This window comes from Micromonospora sp. NPDC049060, assembly GCF_040649055.1.
Lineage (GTDB): Bacteria > Actinomycetota > Actinomycetes > Mycobacteriales > Micromonosporaceae > Micromonospora > Micromonospora reichwaldensis.
In genome coordinates, this window is the sequence record NZ_JBEZEV010000004.1 from 134,317 (window position 1) to 148,440 (window position 14,124).

Annotated in this window: 13 protein-coding genes and 1 pseudogene; 9 read left to right on the forward strand and 5 right to left on the reverse strand. The window is 71.7% G+C overall.

The features are described 5' to 3' along the window. Positions 1-114 precede the first annotated feature (114 nt). On the reverse strand, positions 115-600 hold the full coding sequence (locus tag AB0B83_RS03475; protein ID WP_357576785.1) for a carboxymuconolactone decarboxylase family protein: 486 nt from the start codon (positions 598-600) through the stop codon (positions 115-117). A gap of 167 nt (positions 601-767) precedes the next feature. Between AB0B83_RS03475 and AB0B83_RS03480 the strand changes: the two genes are divergently transcribed. Together AB0B83_RS03480 and AB0B83_RS03485 are read left to right on the forward strand one after the other, a co-directional pair. Then, complete coding sequence (locus AB0B83_RS03480) at positions 768-1,682, forward strand: RNA polymerase sigma-70 factor (protein WP_357576786.1); 915 nt, start codon at positions 768-770, stop codon at positions 1,680-1,682. Between the two features lie 75 nt (positions 1,683-1,757). Then, complete coding sequence (locus AB0B83_RS03485) at positions 1,758-2,240, forward strand: hypothetical protein (RefSeq protein WP_357576787.1); 483 nt, start codon at positions 1,758-1,760, stop codon at positions 2,238-2,240. Positions 2,241-2,379: 139 nt separating this feature from the next. Here AB0B83_RS03485 and AB0B83_RS03490 read toward each other — a convergent pair. Continuing rightward, a pseudogene (locus AB0B83_RS03490) lies at positions 2,380-2,602 on the reverse strand (hypothetical protein). Positions 2,603-2,644: 42 nt separating this feature from the next. Here AB0B83_RS03490 and AB0B83_RS03495 point away from each other — a divergent pair. The 3 genes from AB0B83_RS03495 to AB0B83_RS03505 all read left to right on the forward strand — a co-directional run bounded on the left by AB0B83_RS03495 (position 2,645) and on the right by AB0B83_RS03505 (position 5,843). Continuing rightward, a complete protein-coding gene (locus tag AB0B83_RS03495) occupies positions 2,645-3,193 on the forward strand; it encodes a carboxymuconolactone decarboxylase family protein (protein ID WP_357576828.1) in 549 nt (182 codons plus the stop codon). Positions 3,194-3,382: 189 nt separating this feature from the next. Continuing rightward, on the forward strand, positions 3,383-5,158 hold the full coding sequence (locus tag AB0B83_RS03500; RefSeq protein WP_357576788.1) for an Eco57I restriction-modification methylase domain-containing protein: 1,776 nt from the start codon (positions 3,383-3,385) through the stop codon (positions 5,156-5,158). After that, positions 5,124-5,843 (forward strand): PaeR7I family type II restriction endonuclease, encoded by a 720-nt coding sequence (locus AB0B83_RS03505; protein ID WP_357576789.1) that lies wholly within the window; start codon positions 5,124-5,126, stop codon positions 5,841-5,843. The genes AB0B83_RS03500 and AB0B83_RS03505 overlap by 35 nt, the downstream gene beginning before the upstream one ends. 281 nt (positions 5,844-6,124) lie before the next feature. Here AB0B83_RS03505 and AB0B83_RS03510 read toward each other — a convergent pair whose 3' ends face one another. Next, complete coding sequence (locus AB0B83_RS03510; RefSeq protein WP_151456858.1) at positions 6,125-7,804, reverse strand: DNA repair helicase XPB; 1,680 nt, start codon at positions 7,802-7,804, stop codon at positions 6,125-6,127. 176 nt (positions 7,805-7,980) lie between these two features. Here AB0B83_RS03510 and AB0B83_RS03515 point away from each other — a divergent pair, with 176 nt between their 5' ends. Both AB0B83_RS03515 and AB0B83_RS03520 read left to right on the forward strand, forming a co-directional pair. Continuing rightward, positions 7,981-8,874: a L,D-transpeptidase family protein gene (locus tag AB0B83_RS03515; RefSeq protein WP_357576790.1), complete on the forward strand. Its 894-nt coding sequence runs from the start codon at positions 7,981-7,983 to the stop codon at positions 8,872-8,874. Positions 8,875-9,001: 127 nt separating this feature from the next. Next, positions 9,002-9,250, forward strand: a complete 249-nt coding sequence (locus AB0B83_RS03520; protein ID WP_357576791.1) for a hypothetical protein — start codon at positions 9,002-9,004, stop codon at positions 9,248-9,250. A gap of 10 nt (positions 9,251-9,260) precedes the next feature. On the opposite strand, the gene AB0B83_RS03525 is transcribed toward AB0B83_RS03520, so the two are convergent. Then, positions 9,261-11,741, reverse strand: coding sequence for a helicase-associated domain-containing protein (locus tag AB0B83_RS03525; RefSeq protein WP_357576792.1), 2,481 nt, complete (start codon positions 11,739-11,741; stop codon positions 9,261-9,263). Positions 11,742-11,826: 85 nt separating this feature from the next. Here AB0B83_RS03525 and AB0B83_RS03530 point away from each other — a divergent pair, with 85 nt between their 5' ends. Further along, positions 11,827-12,450 carry an HAD family hydrolase gene (locus AB0B83_RS03530; RefSeq protein ID WP_357576793.1) on the forward strand — a complete coding sequence of 208 codons (624 nt, stop codon included), beginning with the start codon at positions 11,827-11,829 and terminating at the stop codon, positions 12,448-12,450. Positions 12,451-12,484: 34 nt separating this feature from the next. Further along, positions 12,485-12,871, forward strand: coding sequence for a cold shock domain-containing protein (locus AB0B83_RS03535; RefSeq protein WP_132231948.1), 387 nt, complete (start codon positions 12,485-12,487; stop codon positions 12,869-12,871). On the opposite strand, the gene AB0B83_RS03540 is transcribed toward AB0B83_RS03535, so the two are convergent. Then, positions 12,832-13,767: a 1,4-dihydroxy-6-naphthoate synthase gene (locus AB0B83_RS03540; protein ID WP_357576794.1), complete on the reverse strand. Its 936-nt coding sequence runs from the start codon at positions 13,765-13,767 to the stop codon at positions 12,832-12,834. The genes AB0B83_RS03535 and AB0B83_RS03540 overlap by 40 nt on opposite strands. Between the last annotated feature and the right edge of the window lie 357 nt (positions 13,768-14,124).

Below are 14,124 nucleotides of genomic sequence, written 5' to 3' on the forward strand. Positions count from 1 at the left end.
GGGGGCGGCTCCGGCGGCGGCGGCGCCGGGGCCCGCTGGGGGGGGGGGGCGGGTGTGCGTCCCCGGCCCGCCACCGTCGGCCCCGGGCCGGCCGATCCCGGGCCGGATCTCGATTCAGTCGAACGCGGCGGCGAACATGCCCGGCTGGTAGGAGCCGCCCCGCTGATGCACGATCACGGCGAGGCGATTGGCCGCGTTGATCAGGGCGACCAGCGCGACCAGCGCGGCGACCTGATCGTCGTCGTAGTGCTTGCGCACCTCGGCCCAGGTCTCGTCGGACACGCCCTGGTAGGCGTCGGCGAGCCGGGTGCCCTCCTCGGTGAGCGCCAGCGCGGCCTGCTCGGCCTCGGTGAAGACGGTGGACTCGCGCCAGGCGGCGACCAGGTTGAGCCGGACCGCGCTCTCGCCGGCCGCTGCGGCCTCCTTGGTGTGCATGTCGATGCACCAGCCGCAGCCGTTGATCTGGCTGGCCCGCAGCGACACCAACTCCTGCGTGGCCCTGGGCAGCGGCGACTGCTGGATTACCAGGCCGGCGTTCGCGAACCGCTTGGCGAACTTTCCGGCGACCTCGTTGTCGAACAAGTTGAATCGGGCGTCCATGCTTCCGTCCTTCACTCCTGGAATTCGGTTGGACGAACACGAGATGCCGGCGTGCAGCGCCATGTGACGGCGCGGCCGGGGTGACGACTGCCACAACCGGAGGTGTCACAGAACGGTCCGGTCCGGCATCTGATGGGTGACGCAGTCGCGAGGAACAGGAGCCACCCATGGTGGGTACGCCGCAGACCGCCGCCGACGATCGCCCGGACCCGGCTACCGAGGCGTTCCTCGCCCACCGCAACCTGCTCTTCACCGTCGCGTACGAGATGCTCGGCTCGGCCGCCGACGCGGAGGATGTCCTCCAGGAGACCTGGCTGCGGTGGGCGGGCGTCGACCTGGGCACGGTCCGGGACCGGCGCGCCTACCTGGTCCGCATCACCACCCGCCAGGCACTCGTCCGACTGCGTACGCTCAGCCGCCGCAGGGAGTCCTACGTCGGCCCCTGGCTGCCCGAGCCGCTGCTCACCGCTCCGGACGTCGCCGAGGACGTCGCGCTGGCCGACAGCGTCTCGATGGCGATGCTGCTGGTGCTGGAGACGCTGGCACCGACCGAACGGGCGGTGTTCGTGCTGCGCGAGGTGTTCGACCTCGGTTACGACGAGATCGCCGAAGCCGTCGACAAGAACCCCGCCGCTGTCCGTCAGATCGCCCACCGGGCACGGGCACACGTCGCGGCGCGCCGGCCCCGCCGCGTCGTCTCCGCGGCCGAGACCCGGTACGCGCTCGACGCGTTCCAGCGGGCGGTCGAGACCGGCGACCTGCAGGGCCTGCTCGACATCCTCGCGCCGGACGTGGTCCTGCTCGGCGACGGTGGCGGCATCAAGCAGGCAGTCCCGCGGCCCATCCTCGGAGCCGACAAGGTGGCCCGCCTACTGGCCGGCGGGTGGGGCAAGGTCGCGGGCAGCACGTCGTGGCGGCCGGCACAGGTCAACGGCCACCCGGCGCTGATCGTCCAACTCAAGGGCGAGATGGACACGGTCCTGGCCGTGCGCATCGACGGCGGCCTCATCACCGGAATCTACGCCGTACGCAATCCCGAGAAGCTGTCGCACATGGAACGGGAGACCGTCCTGAGCCGGTGAGCCGGAATCGGCAGGGGTAGGTGACGCCGCTCGGCGGACGCAATTCGCCTCCGGTCCAGCTTGATATCGTGCCCCGTGCGTCCTTACCTCTGGCTGTTCGCCGGCGGCGCGTTGGGTCTTGCGCAATCAGCAAGCGGAGCCCGCATCGTCCTTCGTGACGCGCTTGACGCGGAGGCGATGTACGGCGGCGGAATGGATGTCGTCCTGCTGCTGATGCTGGTGGGTACCTCGGTGACCGGCGCGGCCGTTCTGTTCGCCGCCGGTGGGCTGCTGGTGCGTCATCGGGTCAGGCCCGGCCGCGCCCTGCTTTATCTGTGGACCGGTCCGATCCTCGTCCGGTCGGCATATGGCGGCTTTCTCGTGAGCGCCCCGAACGACGGTGGCCCGTTTCCGGCCTGGGCTGTCGTAACAGAGGTCGTCGCCGGTCCAGCTCTGGTTCTGACGGTGATCGCAGCAACGTGGTTGCTGTCTTGCGGTCCAGCCGTACGCGGCGACTCCACGGCCTGCCGCCCTGGCCTCGGCCCCGGGCCGAGTTGCGCAGGCACGTGGAAGGCCTGATCGGCGAGTACGTGACGCACGTCCGTACCAGTGCGACCCGCAACCGCCCCGCACATCGAGAAGTCGGCATCCGGGCCACGGTGAGCACGGCAGTTCTCACGCGTGGATCTGAGCGAAAGCTCCCTATCTGGTTCACCAACTACGGATCAGATGCCCGGCCGCACCGCCTCGCGCAGGGCGACAGGTGGTCGGTGGGTAGCGCACACCGCGCGCCGCCGGGCAGTGGCCGGTCACAGAAGACCCAATGGCACACGCCCTGCTGGTCCTCGGCTGAGACGGTGACCCCGCCGGGCTCGACGCGGGCGCCGAGCCGGGCAACATGCTCTTGAGATGGCGCAACCGATTCACTAGGTTCGATTGATAGGCGCGATCAGGGACCGTTTCAAATCCGGGAGAGTGACCCCATCGCACACATCGAACTAGGGGTGGACGAGGCCGAGTTCCCGGGCATCCGCGGGCCGCTGAGCTTCCGGCCGGAGACCGGTCAACCGTTGCTGGAACTGGTCGAGGTGCTGCTGCGAGGGCCGCACCCGCTCACGCCCGGCGAACGGGAACTGATAGCCGCGTACGTCTCCGGCCGCAACGAGTGCACCTACTGCTGCTCGGCGCACTCGGCGTACGCGGCGGCGCAGCTCGACGAGGGAATGACCCTGGTCGACCAGGTGCGCGCCGACCTGGACAGCGCACCGGTCTCCGCGAAACTCCGTGCCCTGCTGCGCATCGCCGGGGCCGTCCAGTTCAGTGGGCGTGAGGTCACCCCCGAACTGGTCGAGGCCGCCCGAGTCGAGGGCGCCACTGACCTGGAGATCCACGACACGGTGCTGATCGCGGCGGCCTTCTGCATGTTCAACCGGTACGTCGACGGCCTCGGCACCCGACCGGCGGCTGACCCCGGGTGGTACGCGCAGGCGTCCGAGCGCATCGTCCACGCCGGCTACCGCCGGGTCCTCTGACGCCGAGCCGACCGGCGCCACCGGCCCGAACTGAGCTGGGTTCTGTTCATGCGCCGTCTGCGGGCGGTGATGCCCAGGTCACGCCGACGTCGCTCTCACGGCCGTCCTCGCGCGCCGAGTGGCCGTGAGGCTCATCCGGCGATGGGCCTAGAAGTCCGTGGTGAAGCGCAAGATCGGCATAGGCCGGGCGTGCTGGTCGGGACCACGGCCGGTGTGGTGCCCTATGCTCGGCAGATGGGCGGGGCGGCGGAGCAGATGCGGCAGTTCGGGCACGATGAGGTGCTTTCGCCGCTGGCCGCGATTCCAATCGAGTCGATCGAGCACGGAGAGGTGTTCACCCGCCGCTGGGTCGTTGACCTGGTCCTTGACCTGGCTGGCTACACCGCTGACCGTGACCTCGCCGAACTGGTCGCGATCGAGCCGGCCTGCGGAGGCGGCGCCTTCCTGGCTTCGATGTCAGCCCGAATCAGTTCCTCATGCCGCAAGCACGACCGGCCACTTCTCGACGCGAAGGACGCCCTACGCGCCTTCGACCTGTTGGAACCGAATGTGGCGGCCAGCAGGCGGCTGGTTCGGGACGTTCTGGTCGATGAAGGCTGGCCCCTTGATGAGGCGCGCGAAGTGGCGGCGGCGTGGGTGCGGCAGGGCGACTACCTCCTCGATGCCTACCTCGATGAGAGCGTCGACTTCGTGGTGGGCAACCCGCCGTACGTACGGCTGGAGGATGTGCCGGCCGATCGGATGCTGGCCTACCGCGCCGCGTGTTCCACCATGACCGGCCGGTCCGATCTCTATGTCGGCTTCTACGAGCGTGGACTGCGCTCCCTGAAACCGGGCGGGGTGCTTGCCTTCATCTGTGCCGACCGTTGGATGCGCAACCAGTACGGCCGGCATCTGCGGGAACTCATCGCCACCCACTACAGCGTCGACGTCACCCTGACGATGCATGACGTGGACGCGTTCGAGACGCAGGTTGCCGCATATCCCGCCGTTACCGTGCTGCGCCGCGCCCCGCAGGGCACCGCTGTCGTGGCGGACACCCGGCGGGCCTTCGGGCCACAGGACGCCCCGGACTTGCTCGAGTGGATCGCCAACGCAGAGTCCGAGCCTAGGGCGAACGAGCGGTACGAGATCGCCCGGCTGCCTCACTGGTTCGGTGGGGGAGGATCCTGGCCATCCGGGTCTCCCTCACGGCTCGCCCTGATCGAGACATTGAACGAGCGATTTCCTCCGTTGGAAGACGTAACAACCGGTACCCGGGTCGGCATCGGCGTGGCGACGGGCGCGGACAGCGTCTTCATCACCACGGGCGCAGATGTCGAGCCGCGGCGGCTGCTGCCGCTGTCGATGGTCCGTGATACGACATCCGGCACCCTTTCCTGGTCCGGTCACTACCTCGTCGACCCTTGGGACGCCGACGGGCAACTCGTGGACCTGGACGGCCTCCCACGCCTGCAGGCGTACTACCAGCGGCACGCTGCGGCCCTGAAGCGTCGCCACGTCGCCGGCAAGCGGCCGGCGCACTGGTACCGCACGATCGACAAGGTGGACCACTCCCTGGTCGACCGCCCGAAACTGCTTTTCCCGGACATGAAGACCACCATCCACCCCGTCTTGGACGAGGGTGGCTTCTATCCGCACCACAACCTGTATTACATCGTCTCCGATGCCTGGGACCTTCGTGTCCTAGGTGGACTGTTGCTTTCCCGTGTCGCGCAAGCATTCGTGGAGGCGTACGCCGTTAAGATGCGCGGTGGCACCCTTCGATTCCAAGCCCAGTACCTCCGCCGGATCCGCGTTCCGCGGCCCGAGACGATCCCGGCCGCCGAGCGCGCCGCGCTAGCCGCCGCATTCGACAGGCGGGATACGCAGGCGGCGACGAAGGCTGCCCTACGCGTGTACGGGATTTCGGATCTGGAGGCTTCGATCAATGGACCAACGTGCGTTCGAGGAGGCGGTGCGTAGCTCCTGGGTGGTTCGGGAGTCGCAGGCCGCAAAGAAACTGCTCTCGGGCAGGTCCGACACCGGAGGACGGGGCGCGGTCACCGGCGGTGCCCATCTCGACGCGCTGACCGAACTGCTGGCGAATGTTTTCCGCGACGCCGGATTTCCGTCGGACGACGTGCGTTGTAAGTCCGGAGTCGAGCTGCCCGGCTACTTCCGGCCGACCAAGCAGTGGGACTTGGTGGTGCTTCACGAGGGCGAACTCTTCGCGGCCATCGAGCTGAAGTCCCACGTCGGCCCCTCGTTCGGCAACAACTTCAACAACCGGAACGAAGAGGCGATCGGCAGCGCGGTCGACGTGTGGCATGCCTACGAGCACGGCTTGCTCGGGCCGCTGAGGCCATGGCTAGGTTACGTGCTCCTGCTCGAAGAAGCGGAGGGGTCGACCCGCACGGGGAGGCCCAGAAGCGGCATGTTGCCGGTCGACCCGGTCTTCGCGGACACCTCCTACCTGGATCGGTACGCAATTTTCTGCAAGCGCCTGATGGACGCTGGGCTCTACGACGCCACCTGCCTCGTCACGTCGTCGCGCGAGACGGACGCGCCGATTCGCCAGCCCGATCCGGAAATTGGCTTCGCTGCCTTTGTCGGTGCCATCACCGCCCGCATCGAGCAGGTCACCGTCCCACGCCAGAGACGCAACTAGTCCGTCGTCGGCTTCGCCGACGGTGCTCGTTGAGGCGATGCGGAGGAGACAGCGATGCAGAGTGACACCCATCCGGATTTGCTCCACTATGCCTACCGCGTCACGTGGTCGGCCCAGGACGACGAGTTCGCTGCCACCTGCGCCGGTTCCCGTCCCTCTCGTGGCTCGCCTCCTCCAAGACGGCTGCTCTGCAAGGACACCAAGAGTTATTGCGGGAAGTCATGGCCGACATGCGGGAGCAGGGCGAGCAGGCGCCGTAGCCGAGCCCTGACGCCTCGAGATCAGTCGACCGTGGGGAGCTTCGGGCCGAGGACGTCGTCGGCGTCGACGATCGTGTACGCGTACCCCTGCTCGGCGAGGAAGCGCTGCCGGTGGGCCGCGTACTCGGTGTCGATGGTGTCGCGGGAGACGACCGTGTAGAAGTGCGCCTGTCGCCCGTCGGCCTTGGGCCGCAGGACCCGGCCGAGCCGCTGCGCCTCCTCCTGCCGCGAGCCGAACGTGCCCGACACCTGGATCGCCACGGCCGCCTCGGGCAGGTCGATAGAGAAGTTGCCGACCTTCGAGATGACCAGCGTGCGCACCTCGCCGGAGCGGAACGCGTCGAAGAGCCGCTCCCGTTCCTTGTTGGTGGTGGAGCCCTGCACGATCGGCGCGTCCAGGTATTCGCCGAGCTGGTGGAGCTGGTCGATGTAGCCACCGATGACGAGCACCTGGTCGTCCGGGTGCCGGTCGACAAGCGCCTTGACCACGGGCAGCTTGGTGCGGGCGGTGGCCGCCATCCGGTAGCGCTCCTCGGCCTCCGCCGTCGCGTACGACATGCGCTCCGCGTCGGTGAGCGTCACGCGTACCTCGGTGCACTCGGCCGGGGCGATCCAGCCCTGCTGCTCGATGTCCTTCCACGGCGCGTCGTACCGCTTCGGGCCGATCAGGCTGAACACGTCGCCCTCCCGGCCGTCCTCGCGTACCAGAGTCGCCGTGAGGCCCAGCCGGCGACGGGCCTGGAGGTCCGCGGTGAAGCGGAAGATCGGCGCGGGCAGCAGGTGCACCTCGTCGTAGACGACCAGGCCCCAGTCGCGGGCCCCGAACAGGTCCAGGTGGGTGAACGTGCCCTTCTTGCGCGAGGTGAGCACCTGGTACGTGGCGATGGTGACCGGGCGGATCTCCTTGCGCTCGCCCGAGTACTCGCCGATCTCCTCCTCGGTCAGCGACGTGCGCGCGATCAGCTCGCGCTTCCACTGCCGGCCCGCCACCGTGTTCGTGACGAGGATCAGGGTGGTCGCCTTCGCCTCGGCCATCGCCGCCGCCCCGACCAGCGTCTTGCCGGCGCCGCACGGCAGCACCACGACGCCCGACCCGCCGGCCCAGAACGCCTCCACGGCCTCCCGCTGGTACGACCGCAGCGTCCACGGCTTGCGGCCGTCCTTGCCGGCCTCGGCCAGCTCGATCGGGTGCGCCTCGCCGTCGACGTAGCCGGCCAGGTCCTCGGCCGGCCAGCCGAGCTTGAGCAGCGCCTGCTTGAGTCGGCCCCGCTCCGACGGGTGCACCGCGATCGTGTCGTCGTCGAGCTTCGCGCCGAGCATCCCGGCGAGCTTCTTGCTCTTCGCCACCTCGATCAGCACCAGCCGGTCCAGCGCCCGCAGGACGAGGCCGTGCGCCGGGTCGTTGGCGAGCTGGAGGCGGCCGTACCGGTCCATCGTCTCGGCCACGTCGACCAGCAGCCCGTGCGGCACGGGATAGCGGGAGTACTTGATCAGGGAGTCCACCACGCCCTCGGCGTCGTGGCCGGCGGCGCGCGCGTTCCACAGCCCGAGCGGGGTCAGCCGGTAGGTGTGCACGTGCTCCGGGGAGCGCTCCAGCTCGGCGAAGGGCGCGATGGCCATCCGGCACGCCTGCGCATCCGGGTGGTCGATCTCCAGCAGCAGGGTCTTGTCCGACTGCACGATCAGGGGTCCACCGCTCACGCCAGTGCCTCTCCTCCACCTCGGGTCGCCGGCTGTCCGGGAGGCGACTGACCCGCCCAGGCCGACCCACCAGTGTTGCACGCAGCCGGGTGACCGCAGAAAAATCTGGTCACCTGGAGCAACCGGAGCGGTACTCGCAACGTCTAGCAAAGGGAACACCTGTCAGGGGAGGCAGCATGAAACACGTCCGGATCAGCAGCCGGCTGCTCGCCCTGGCAGTGGTCACGCTGGTCGGTGCCGGTGCGTGCACGTTCGATCCGCAGGCCGGTGGCGGTGGGGGCGGGGGACCCGTCGCGGCCGGGGCTGCGGAGCGGGTAACGGGGGCGAGCGGCGCGCCCGGGCCGGACCAGCGGGCGCAGCCGACCACGGCGCCGCCGAAGCCCAAGGTCAAGCCGACGCGGAGCACGCCGCAACCGACGCGCCCCACGGTGAGGCCGACGCGCCCCGCGACGAAGCCCACCGCGTCGCCGTCCGTCGCCGGGTGCCCGCAGGGCGAGCACCAGCGCGAGGTGGAGGCGTACCTCGCCCGGCTGGGCGGGTTCGGGCGGGTGACCGTCGACGGCCGGCAGTCCGCCGCCGACTGCGCCGCCATCAAGAAGTTCCAGAAGCGGTACGACATCCGCCCCGCCCACGGCCGCGCCGGGCCCACTACGTACGACGTGGCGAAGCGGCTCGCCACCACCGACACGGCGCGCTGCCGGGCCGGCTCGGGCACCACCTTCTGCATCGACCTGACCCGGCAGACCACCTGGGTCATGCGCAACGGCAAGGTGCTCGTGAAGCCGACCGTCACCCGCACGGGCATGCCCGGCTACCGCACCCCCGCCGGCACGTTCACGATCAACTACCGCAACGTCAAGGAGTGGTCCGACCCGTACGAGGTGTGGCTGCCGTACTGGCAGCACTTCACCCAGGGCATGGGCTTCCACCAGACCACGACCTACCTGCACGAGAAGTCGATCGGTTCGCACGGCTGCGTCAACCTGCTGCCCGGCGACGCCGTCCGCTACTGGGAGCTGGGCAAGGTCGGCAGCAAGGTGGTGCTGGTGGGGCGGCGCCCCGGCACCTGAGCCGCCCGGCCGCCCACGCCACCCCGAGGTCGCACAACTCGTCCGATCGGGGTTTTATCCCCTGTCACTCCCGCCACGGCGGTGTCACGCTGGATGCCAGGCGTCGAACCGGACGGGGAGGCTGGAGATGACGGTCGACCGTGAAGTGATACCGGAGCACAGTCCCGCGCCCGACCGGTCGCCCGTCGAGGAGGTCTCCACCGCCACCGTCGTCGCGTACGGGGTGGCGGCGGTGGTGCTCGTCGGCTGGTTCCTCTTCGGCTGGCTGGTGCTCGAACAGGGCTTCGTCGACTCGGTCGGCGAGTCGGCCGGCGCCGGGTTCACGCTGCTGCTGATCGTCTCCGTCATCGGGACCGTACGCCGCAGCCGGCGCTGACCCGAACCGCTCAGTCCTCCAGCACCGCCGCCGTGATCCGGTGCAGGGCGAACGTGTGCAGCATCTCCGTCCTGTCGTCCTCGGCGCGCAGGTAGCCCGCGCCCATCGAGACCGGCCGGACGAGCCGGGACGCGGTCGCCCCGTGCGCGTCGACGTACCCGACCCAGACCCGCGCCCGGTCCCGGATCGCCTGCTGGAGCACCGCGAGGGCGTCGCTGTGGGAGGGCACCGGCGCCGGACCGGTGCGCCCGACCCCGCCCCGGACCACGGCCGGCGCCCGTCGCGCGGCCCGGGCCGCGGCGTCGCCCCGCCGGATCTGCTCCACCACGCCGAGCAGGCGGGGCATGGCCAGCTTCGGTGTGGTCAGCGGGTCGAGCGTCCGGGTCGTCACCGGCACCCGGGCCGGCGCCCGCCGGGTCTTCGGGCGGGCGAGCACCGCCGACCCGCTCGCGTCCTCCGGCACCGGGGCGTACCCGGCGTCGCGCAGCACCATCAGCATCCGACCCACCTGGTACGGCGTCGACAGCACCGTCGGCGCCAGCCGGCGCAACGCCAGCGGCTCCAGCCGCCGGTCGGCGAGCACCTCGGTCAGCAGCGCCTCGTCGTCGCTGCGCACGTACGCCCCGGCGGAGCCGACGCGCAGCCCGCCGTGCTTGCGGGCCACGTCGTCCACCAGGTACGTCAGCCCCTGCGGGACGGGGGTGCGGGACCGCCGGCGGAACAGGGTGTGCAGGTCGTCGGCCGAGTAGCCGGCGTCCAGGGCCCGGCGCACGCTGGCCGGGGTGACCCGGTGCACGCTGGCCCCGCCGGCAGACTCGTGCTCCGCCACCACCTCCAACTCGGCGGCCAGCGCCGGGTCGGGCGGGCCGGGCACCACGACGGTCAGGTCCGCCTGCACGAGGAAGTGGTCCACCGGGGCGGGCAGCAGCGCGTCCAGCGCGCGTACGGCGCTCGTCGGGTCGCCGCTCTCGGTGTCCGCCCGCAGCCCGAGCGGGTCGTCGCCGCCCCGCTCGTCGGCGGCGGTCACGTCGGCGAGCAGCAGCCGCCCGTACGAGGTGAGCGCCCCCAGCCCCGTCACGCCCAGCGTGGCCGCCTCGACCAGCACCTCCCGGTGCGCGGCCTCCCGTCCCCGGCTGCGCCGCGGCGCCCGCCAGTCGAGCAGGGCCAGCACCTCCTCGGGGGTGGGCCCGGTGGCCGGCTCCAGGTCGGCGAGGACCTCCAGCACGGCCCGTCGGGCGGCCGGCGCGCCGGCCCGCTCCGCCTCGGCGGAGAGCACCGTGATCGGCCGGTCCCGGTCGTCGCGCTGCCCGACCAGCCCGGCCTGCCGGGTCATGGTCAGCCAGGCCCGGGCGAGCTGCTCCCAGCGCTGCGCGAGCGTCCCCGCCCGCCACACCTCGTACCCGGCGGTGGGCAGGACCTGCTGGTCGGCGCCGTGCCGGGTGGTGGTGGCCCCGGGCAGGTCGACCTCGCCGACCAGCCCGCCCGCGTACGCCGCCTCCAGCAGCAGGGCCGCCGTCGACTCGTCCACCCCGACGGCCTTGGCGAGCCGGCGCAGGTCACGGACGCCCAGGCCGCCCGAGCGCAGCACCGGTGCCGGTTCGGCGGCGAGCTGCTCCAGCAGCGCCTCGGTGTGGCGTACCACCTCCATGGTCTGCCCGGCCCCGGCGGAGTCGGCGGCCTTCGGCTCGCGCGGCGCGGTGGCCACGGGCGGCGGGCTGCTGCGCAGCGGGCCGAGCGGGCCGCTGTCGCGGCGCAGCAGCAGGCCCACCTCGCGGGGCAGTTCGACGGTGCCCGTGGCACCGGCCCGGCCGCCGGAGACCGGCACCAGCAGGTGGTGGTCGACGAGCCAGCGCACCGGCGAGCCGGTCGGCACGCCGCCGTTCGTCGGGTCCGGGGGCAGGTCGGCCTCCGCACCGAGCGGGGGCGCCTGCAACGCGCCCGCCGGCACGCTGCCTACCGGCGGTCCGGCGGCCAGCCGGTCCAGGATCGCCCGGGCCGAGGGCGGCGCGGCCAGCAGCGTCCGCCGCAGCTTCGCCGGGTCCGCGCAGAGCGCCGCCGCCCGCGGGCCGAGCTCCGCCGCCGGTCGACCCAGGCCCGCCGGGTACGGGGAGACCTCGTCGACGCTCGCCACCACGCGCAGGGCGCTCTCGGGGCCGTACAGCACGAAGAGCGCGCGCAGCCGGTTCACGGCGGCGCGGACGGTGGTGGGGGCGGGCGGCTGCGGCCCGGCGGTCGCCATGGCGAGCACCGCGTCGGTGGAGGTGGTCTGCTCGGCCGCGTCCCGGGTCAGCCGGGCGGCGTCGAGCATCAGCAGGGTGAACTGGTCCAGCGCGTCGAGGGCGCGGGCCACCGAGACCCGCGACTGGGCCCGGGTGGCGAGCGCGGAGACGTCGGCCGGCACGGGCACGACGAGGTCCGGCCGCAACTGGAGGAGGGCGGCGAGCGACTCGTCGGGAAGTGACCGCAGGTGGTCGGCGAGTGAGGTGGTCATCGTCGTTCCACGCTAGCCCGGCAGAGGGTCCTCCCGCCCCTCGGACGTCCGGCTGACCCGGGGTTGGGCGGGTACGTTCTCCCGCATGGCAGCGCTGACGGTCGGCTTCGACCTCGACATGACCCTGGTCGACTCGCGTCCCGGCATTGCCGACACGTTCCGGGCGTTGACGGCCCGCACGGGGGTGCACGTGGACGCGGCGGCCGCCGTGGCGCGGCTCGGCCCGCCGTTGCGTACGGAGATCGCCCGCTGGTTCCCGCCGGAGCAGGTCGACGAGGCCGTCCGGACGTACCGCGAGCTGTATCCGGCGTACGCGATCACACCCACCGTCCCGCTGCCCGGGGCGGTCGCCGCGATCGACGCGGTACGCGAACGCGGCGGGCGGGTGCTGGTGGTCACCGCCAAGCAGGGCCGCCTGGCCCGGCTGCACCTCGACCACCTGGGCCTGGTGGTCGACGAGGTGGCCGGCGACCTGTTCGCGGAGGGAAAGGCGACCGCCCTGCGGCAGCACGGCGCGACCCACTACGTCGGCGACCACGTGGCCGACATGGTGGCCGCGGGAGCGGCGGGCGTACCCGGCATCGGGGTCGCCACGGGCCCGTGCACCGCCGACGAGCTGCGCGCGGCCGGGGCGGAGGCGGTGCTGGATGATCTCACCGGATTCCCGGCGGCGCTGGACGGCATGATCCGGCTAGCCTTGGAGCGGTAGACGTCTCAAGCTCAAGCGAAGCAGGGGTTCTCAGGTGCCGACGGGTCGAGTGAAGTGGTTTGACGCGGCCAAGGGATACGGATTTGTCACCAGTGACGAGGGTGGCGACGTGTTCCTTCCCAAGGGCGCGCTACCGACGGGTGTCACCGACCTCAAGGGCGGTCAGCGGATCGACTTCAGCGTGGTGGACAGCCGCCGGGGCGCGCAGGCGATGGGGGTCAAGCTGCTAGACGCCCCGCCGTCGATGGCGGAGCTGCGCCGCCGGCCGGCCGAGGAGCTGCACGGCCTCGTCGAGGACATGATCAAGGTGCTGGAGGCGAAGGTCCAGCCGGACCTGCGCCGGGGTCGCTTCCCCGACCGCAAGACGGCGCAGAAGATCGCTCAGCTGGTCCACGCGGTCGCCAACGAGCTGGAGGTCTGAGGCACCAGCCCGGCGTCGGCGGCCCGGCCGAGCAACGCCTCGACGGCGGCGAAGCCCGCGTCCCCCAGGTCGGCGGTGAACTCGTTGACGTAGAGCCCGATGTGGCGGTCCACCACGTCGGGCTCCATCTCCTGGGCGTGGGCCAGCACGTACTCCCGGCTGGCGGCCGGATCGGCCCAGGCCTGGCGTACCGACTCGCGGATCCACCCGGCGGCGGCCTCCGGGTCGACCGCGCCGCGCCGGGCCAGGATGGCACCGAGGGGGATGGGCAGGCCGGTGTCGGCCTCCCACCACTCGCCGAGGTCGACCAGGGCGGTCAGGCCGTGCCGTGGGTAGGTGAACCGGGCCTCGTGGATGACCAGCCCGGCGTCGTACCGTCCGGCCGCGACGCCCGGCATGATCTCGTGGAACGGCACGACCTCGATCCGCGCCGGGGGCCGGTCGGCCGCCCAGAGCCGGAAGAGCAGGTACGCCGTCGTCCGGTCGCCCGGCACCGCCACCGTGGCGCCGCTCAGGTCGGCGCGCCCGGGGCCACCGAGCCGGTCGGGCTGGAGCCGCCCGGGCCTGCCGAGGTCGTCGGGCTGGCCGAGCCGGTCGGGCTGGCTGGGGCCGTCGGGTCGGTCGGGGTGGTCGCCGCGGGTCAGCACCAGCGGGCCGCAGCCACGGCCCAGTGCGCCCCCGCAGGGCAGCAGGTGGTAGTCGTCCAGCAGCCACGGCAGCGCCGCGTAGCTCACCTTGACCAGGTCGAACGCACCCCGCTCGGCGGCCGTGTTGGTGACGTCCACGTCGGCGTACGTGACGTCGACCGGCGGTGCGCCGGGCACGAGACCGTGCACCAGGGCGTGGAAGACGAACGTGTCGTTGGGGCAGGGCGAAACAGCCAGCGAGAGCGCCACACCCTCACCGTATCCCCGTCGTCGTGGGCCCGGCCTCGCCCGGTCCCCACGACTGTGACCTGTTCCGCGAGGTGGCGCTGACTTGCAAGGTGGCGCTCACTTGCGAGGTCGCGCTGCCGCCCGGGTCGCACGCTCCTGCCTGGCCGCGCTGCCCCCTGAGCCGCCTGCCGCTGGCGCCTACCTCACTCTCTTGGCCGCGCTCGGCGGCCAGCTTGTCGAGGACCGGCGGGTAGCTCTGTTCGGCGCTGTCGAGCTGCCCTCACAGACGGGGCAAGCCCGTCGAGGAACACCCCGGCATGTTCGGCCTCACATGGCTTGCGGGGTATTCCACGTCGCTGGCGTCTCCGGCTCCGACCC

Excerpts from the sequence above, each read along its gene's own strand:
- AB0B83_RS03475 (WP_357576785.1), bottom strand. The coding sequence starts at position 600 with ATGGACGCCCGATTCAACTTGTTCGACAACGAGGTCGCCGGAAAGTTC.
- AB0B83_RS03480 (WP_357576786.1), top strand. The coding sequence starts at position 768 with ATGGTGGGTACGCCGCAGACCGCCGCCGACGATCGCCCGGACCCGGCT.
- AB0B83_RS03505 (WP_357576789.1), top strand. The coding sequence starts at position 5,124 with ATGGACCAACGTGCGTTCGAGGAGGCGGTGCGTAGCTCCTGGGTGGTT.
- AB0B83_RS03515 (WP_357576790.1), top strand. The coding sequence starts at position 7,981 with ATGAAACACGTCCGGATCAGCAGCCGGCTGCTCGCCCTGGCAGTGGTC.
- AB0B83_RS03520 (WP_357576791.1), top strand. The coding sequence starts at position 9,002 with ATGACGGTCGACCGTGAAGTGATACCGGAGCACAGTCCCGCGCCCGAC.
- AB0B83_RS03525 (WP_357576792.1), bottom strand. The coding sequence starts at position 11,741 with ATGACCACCTCACTCGCCGACCACCTGCGGTCACTTCCCGACGAGTCG.
- AB0B83_RS03530 (WP_357576793.1), top strand. The coding sequence starts at position 11,827 with ATGGCAGCGCTGACGGTCGGCTTCGACCTCGACATGACCCTGGTCGAC.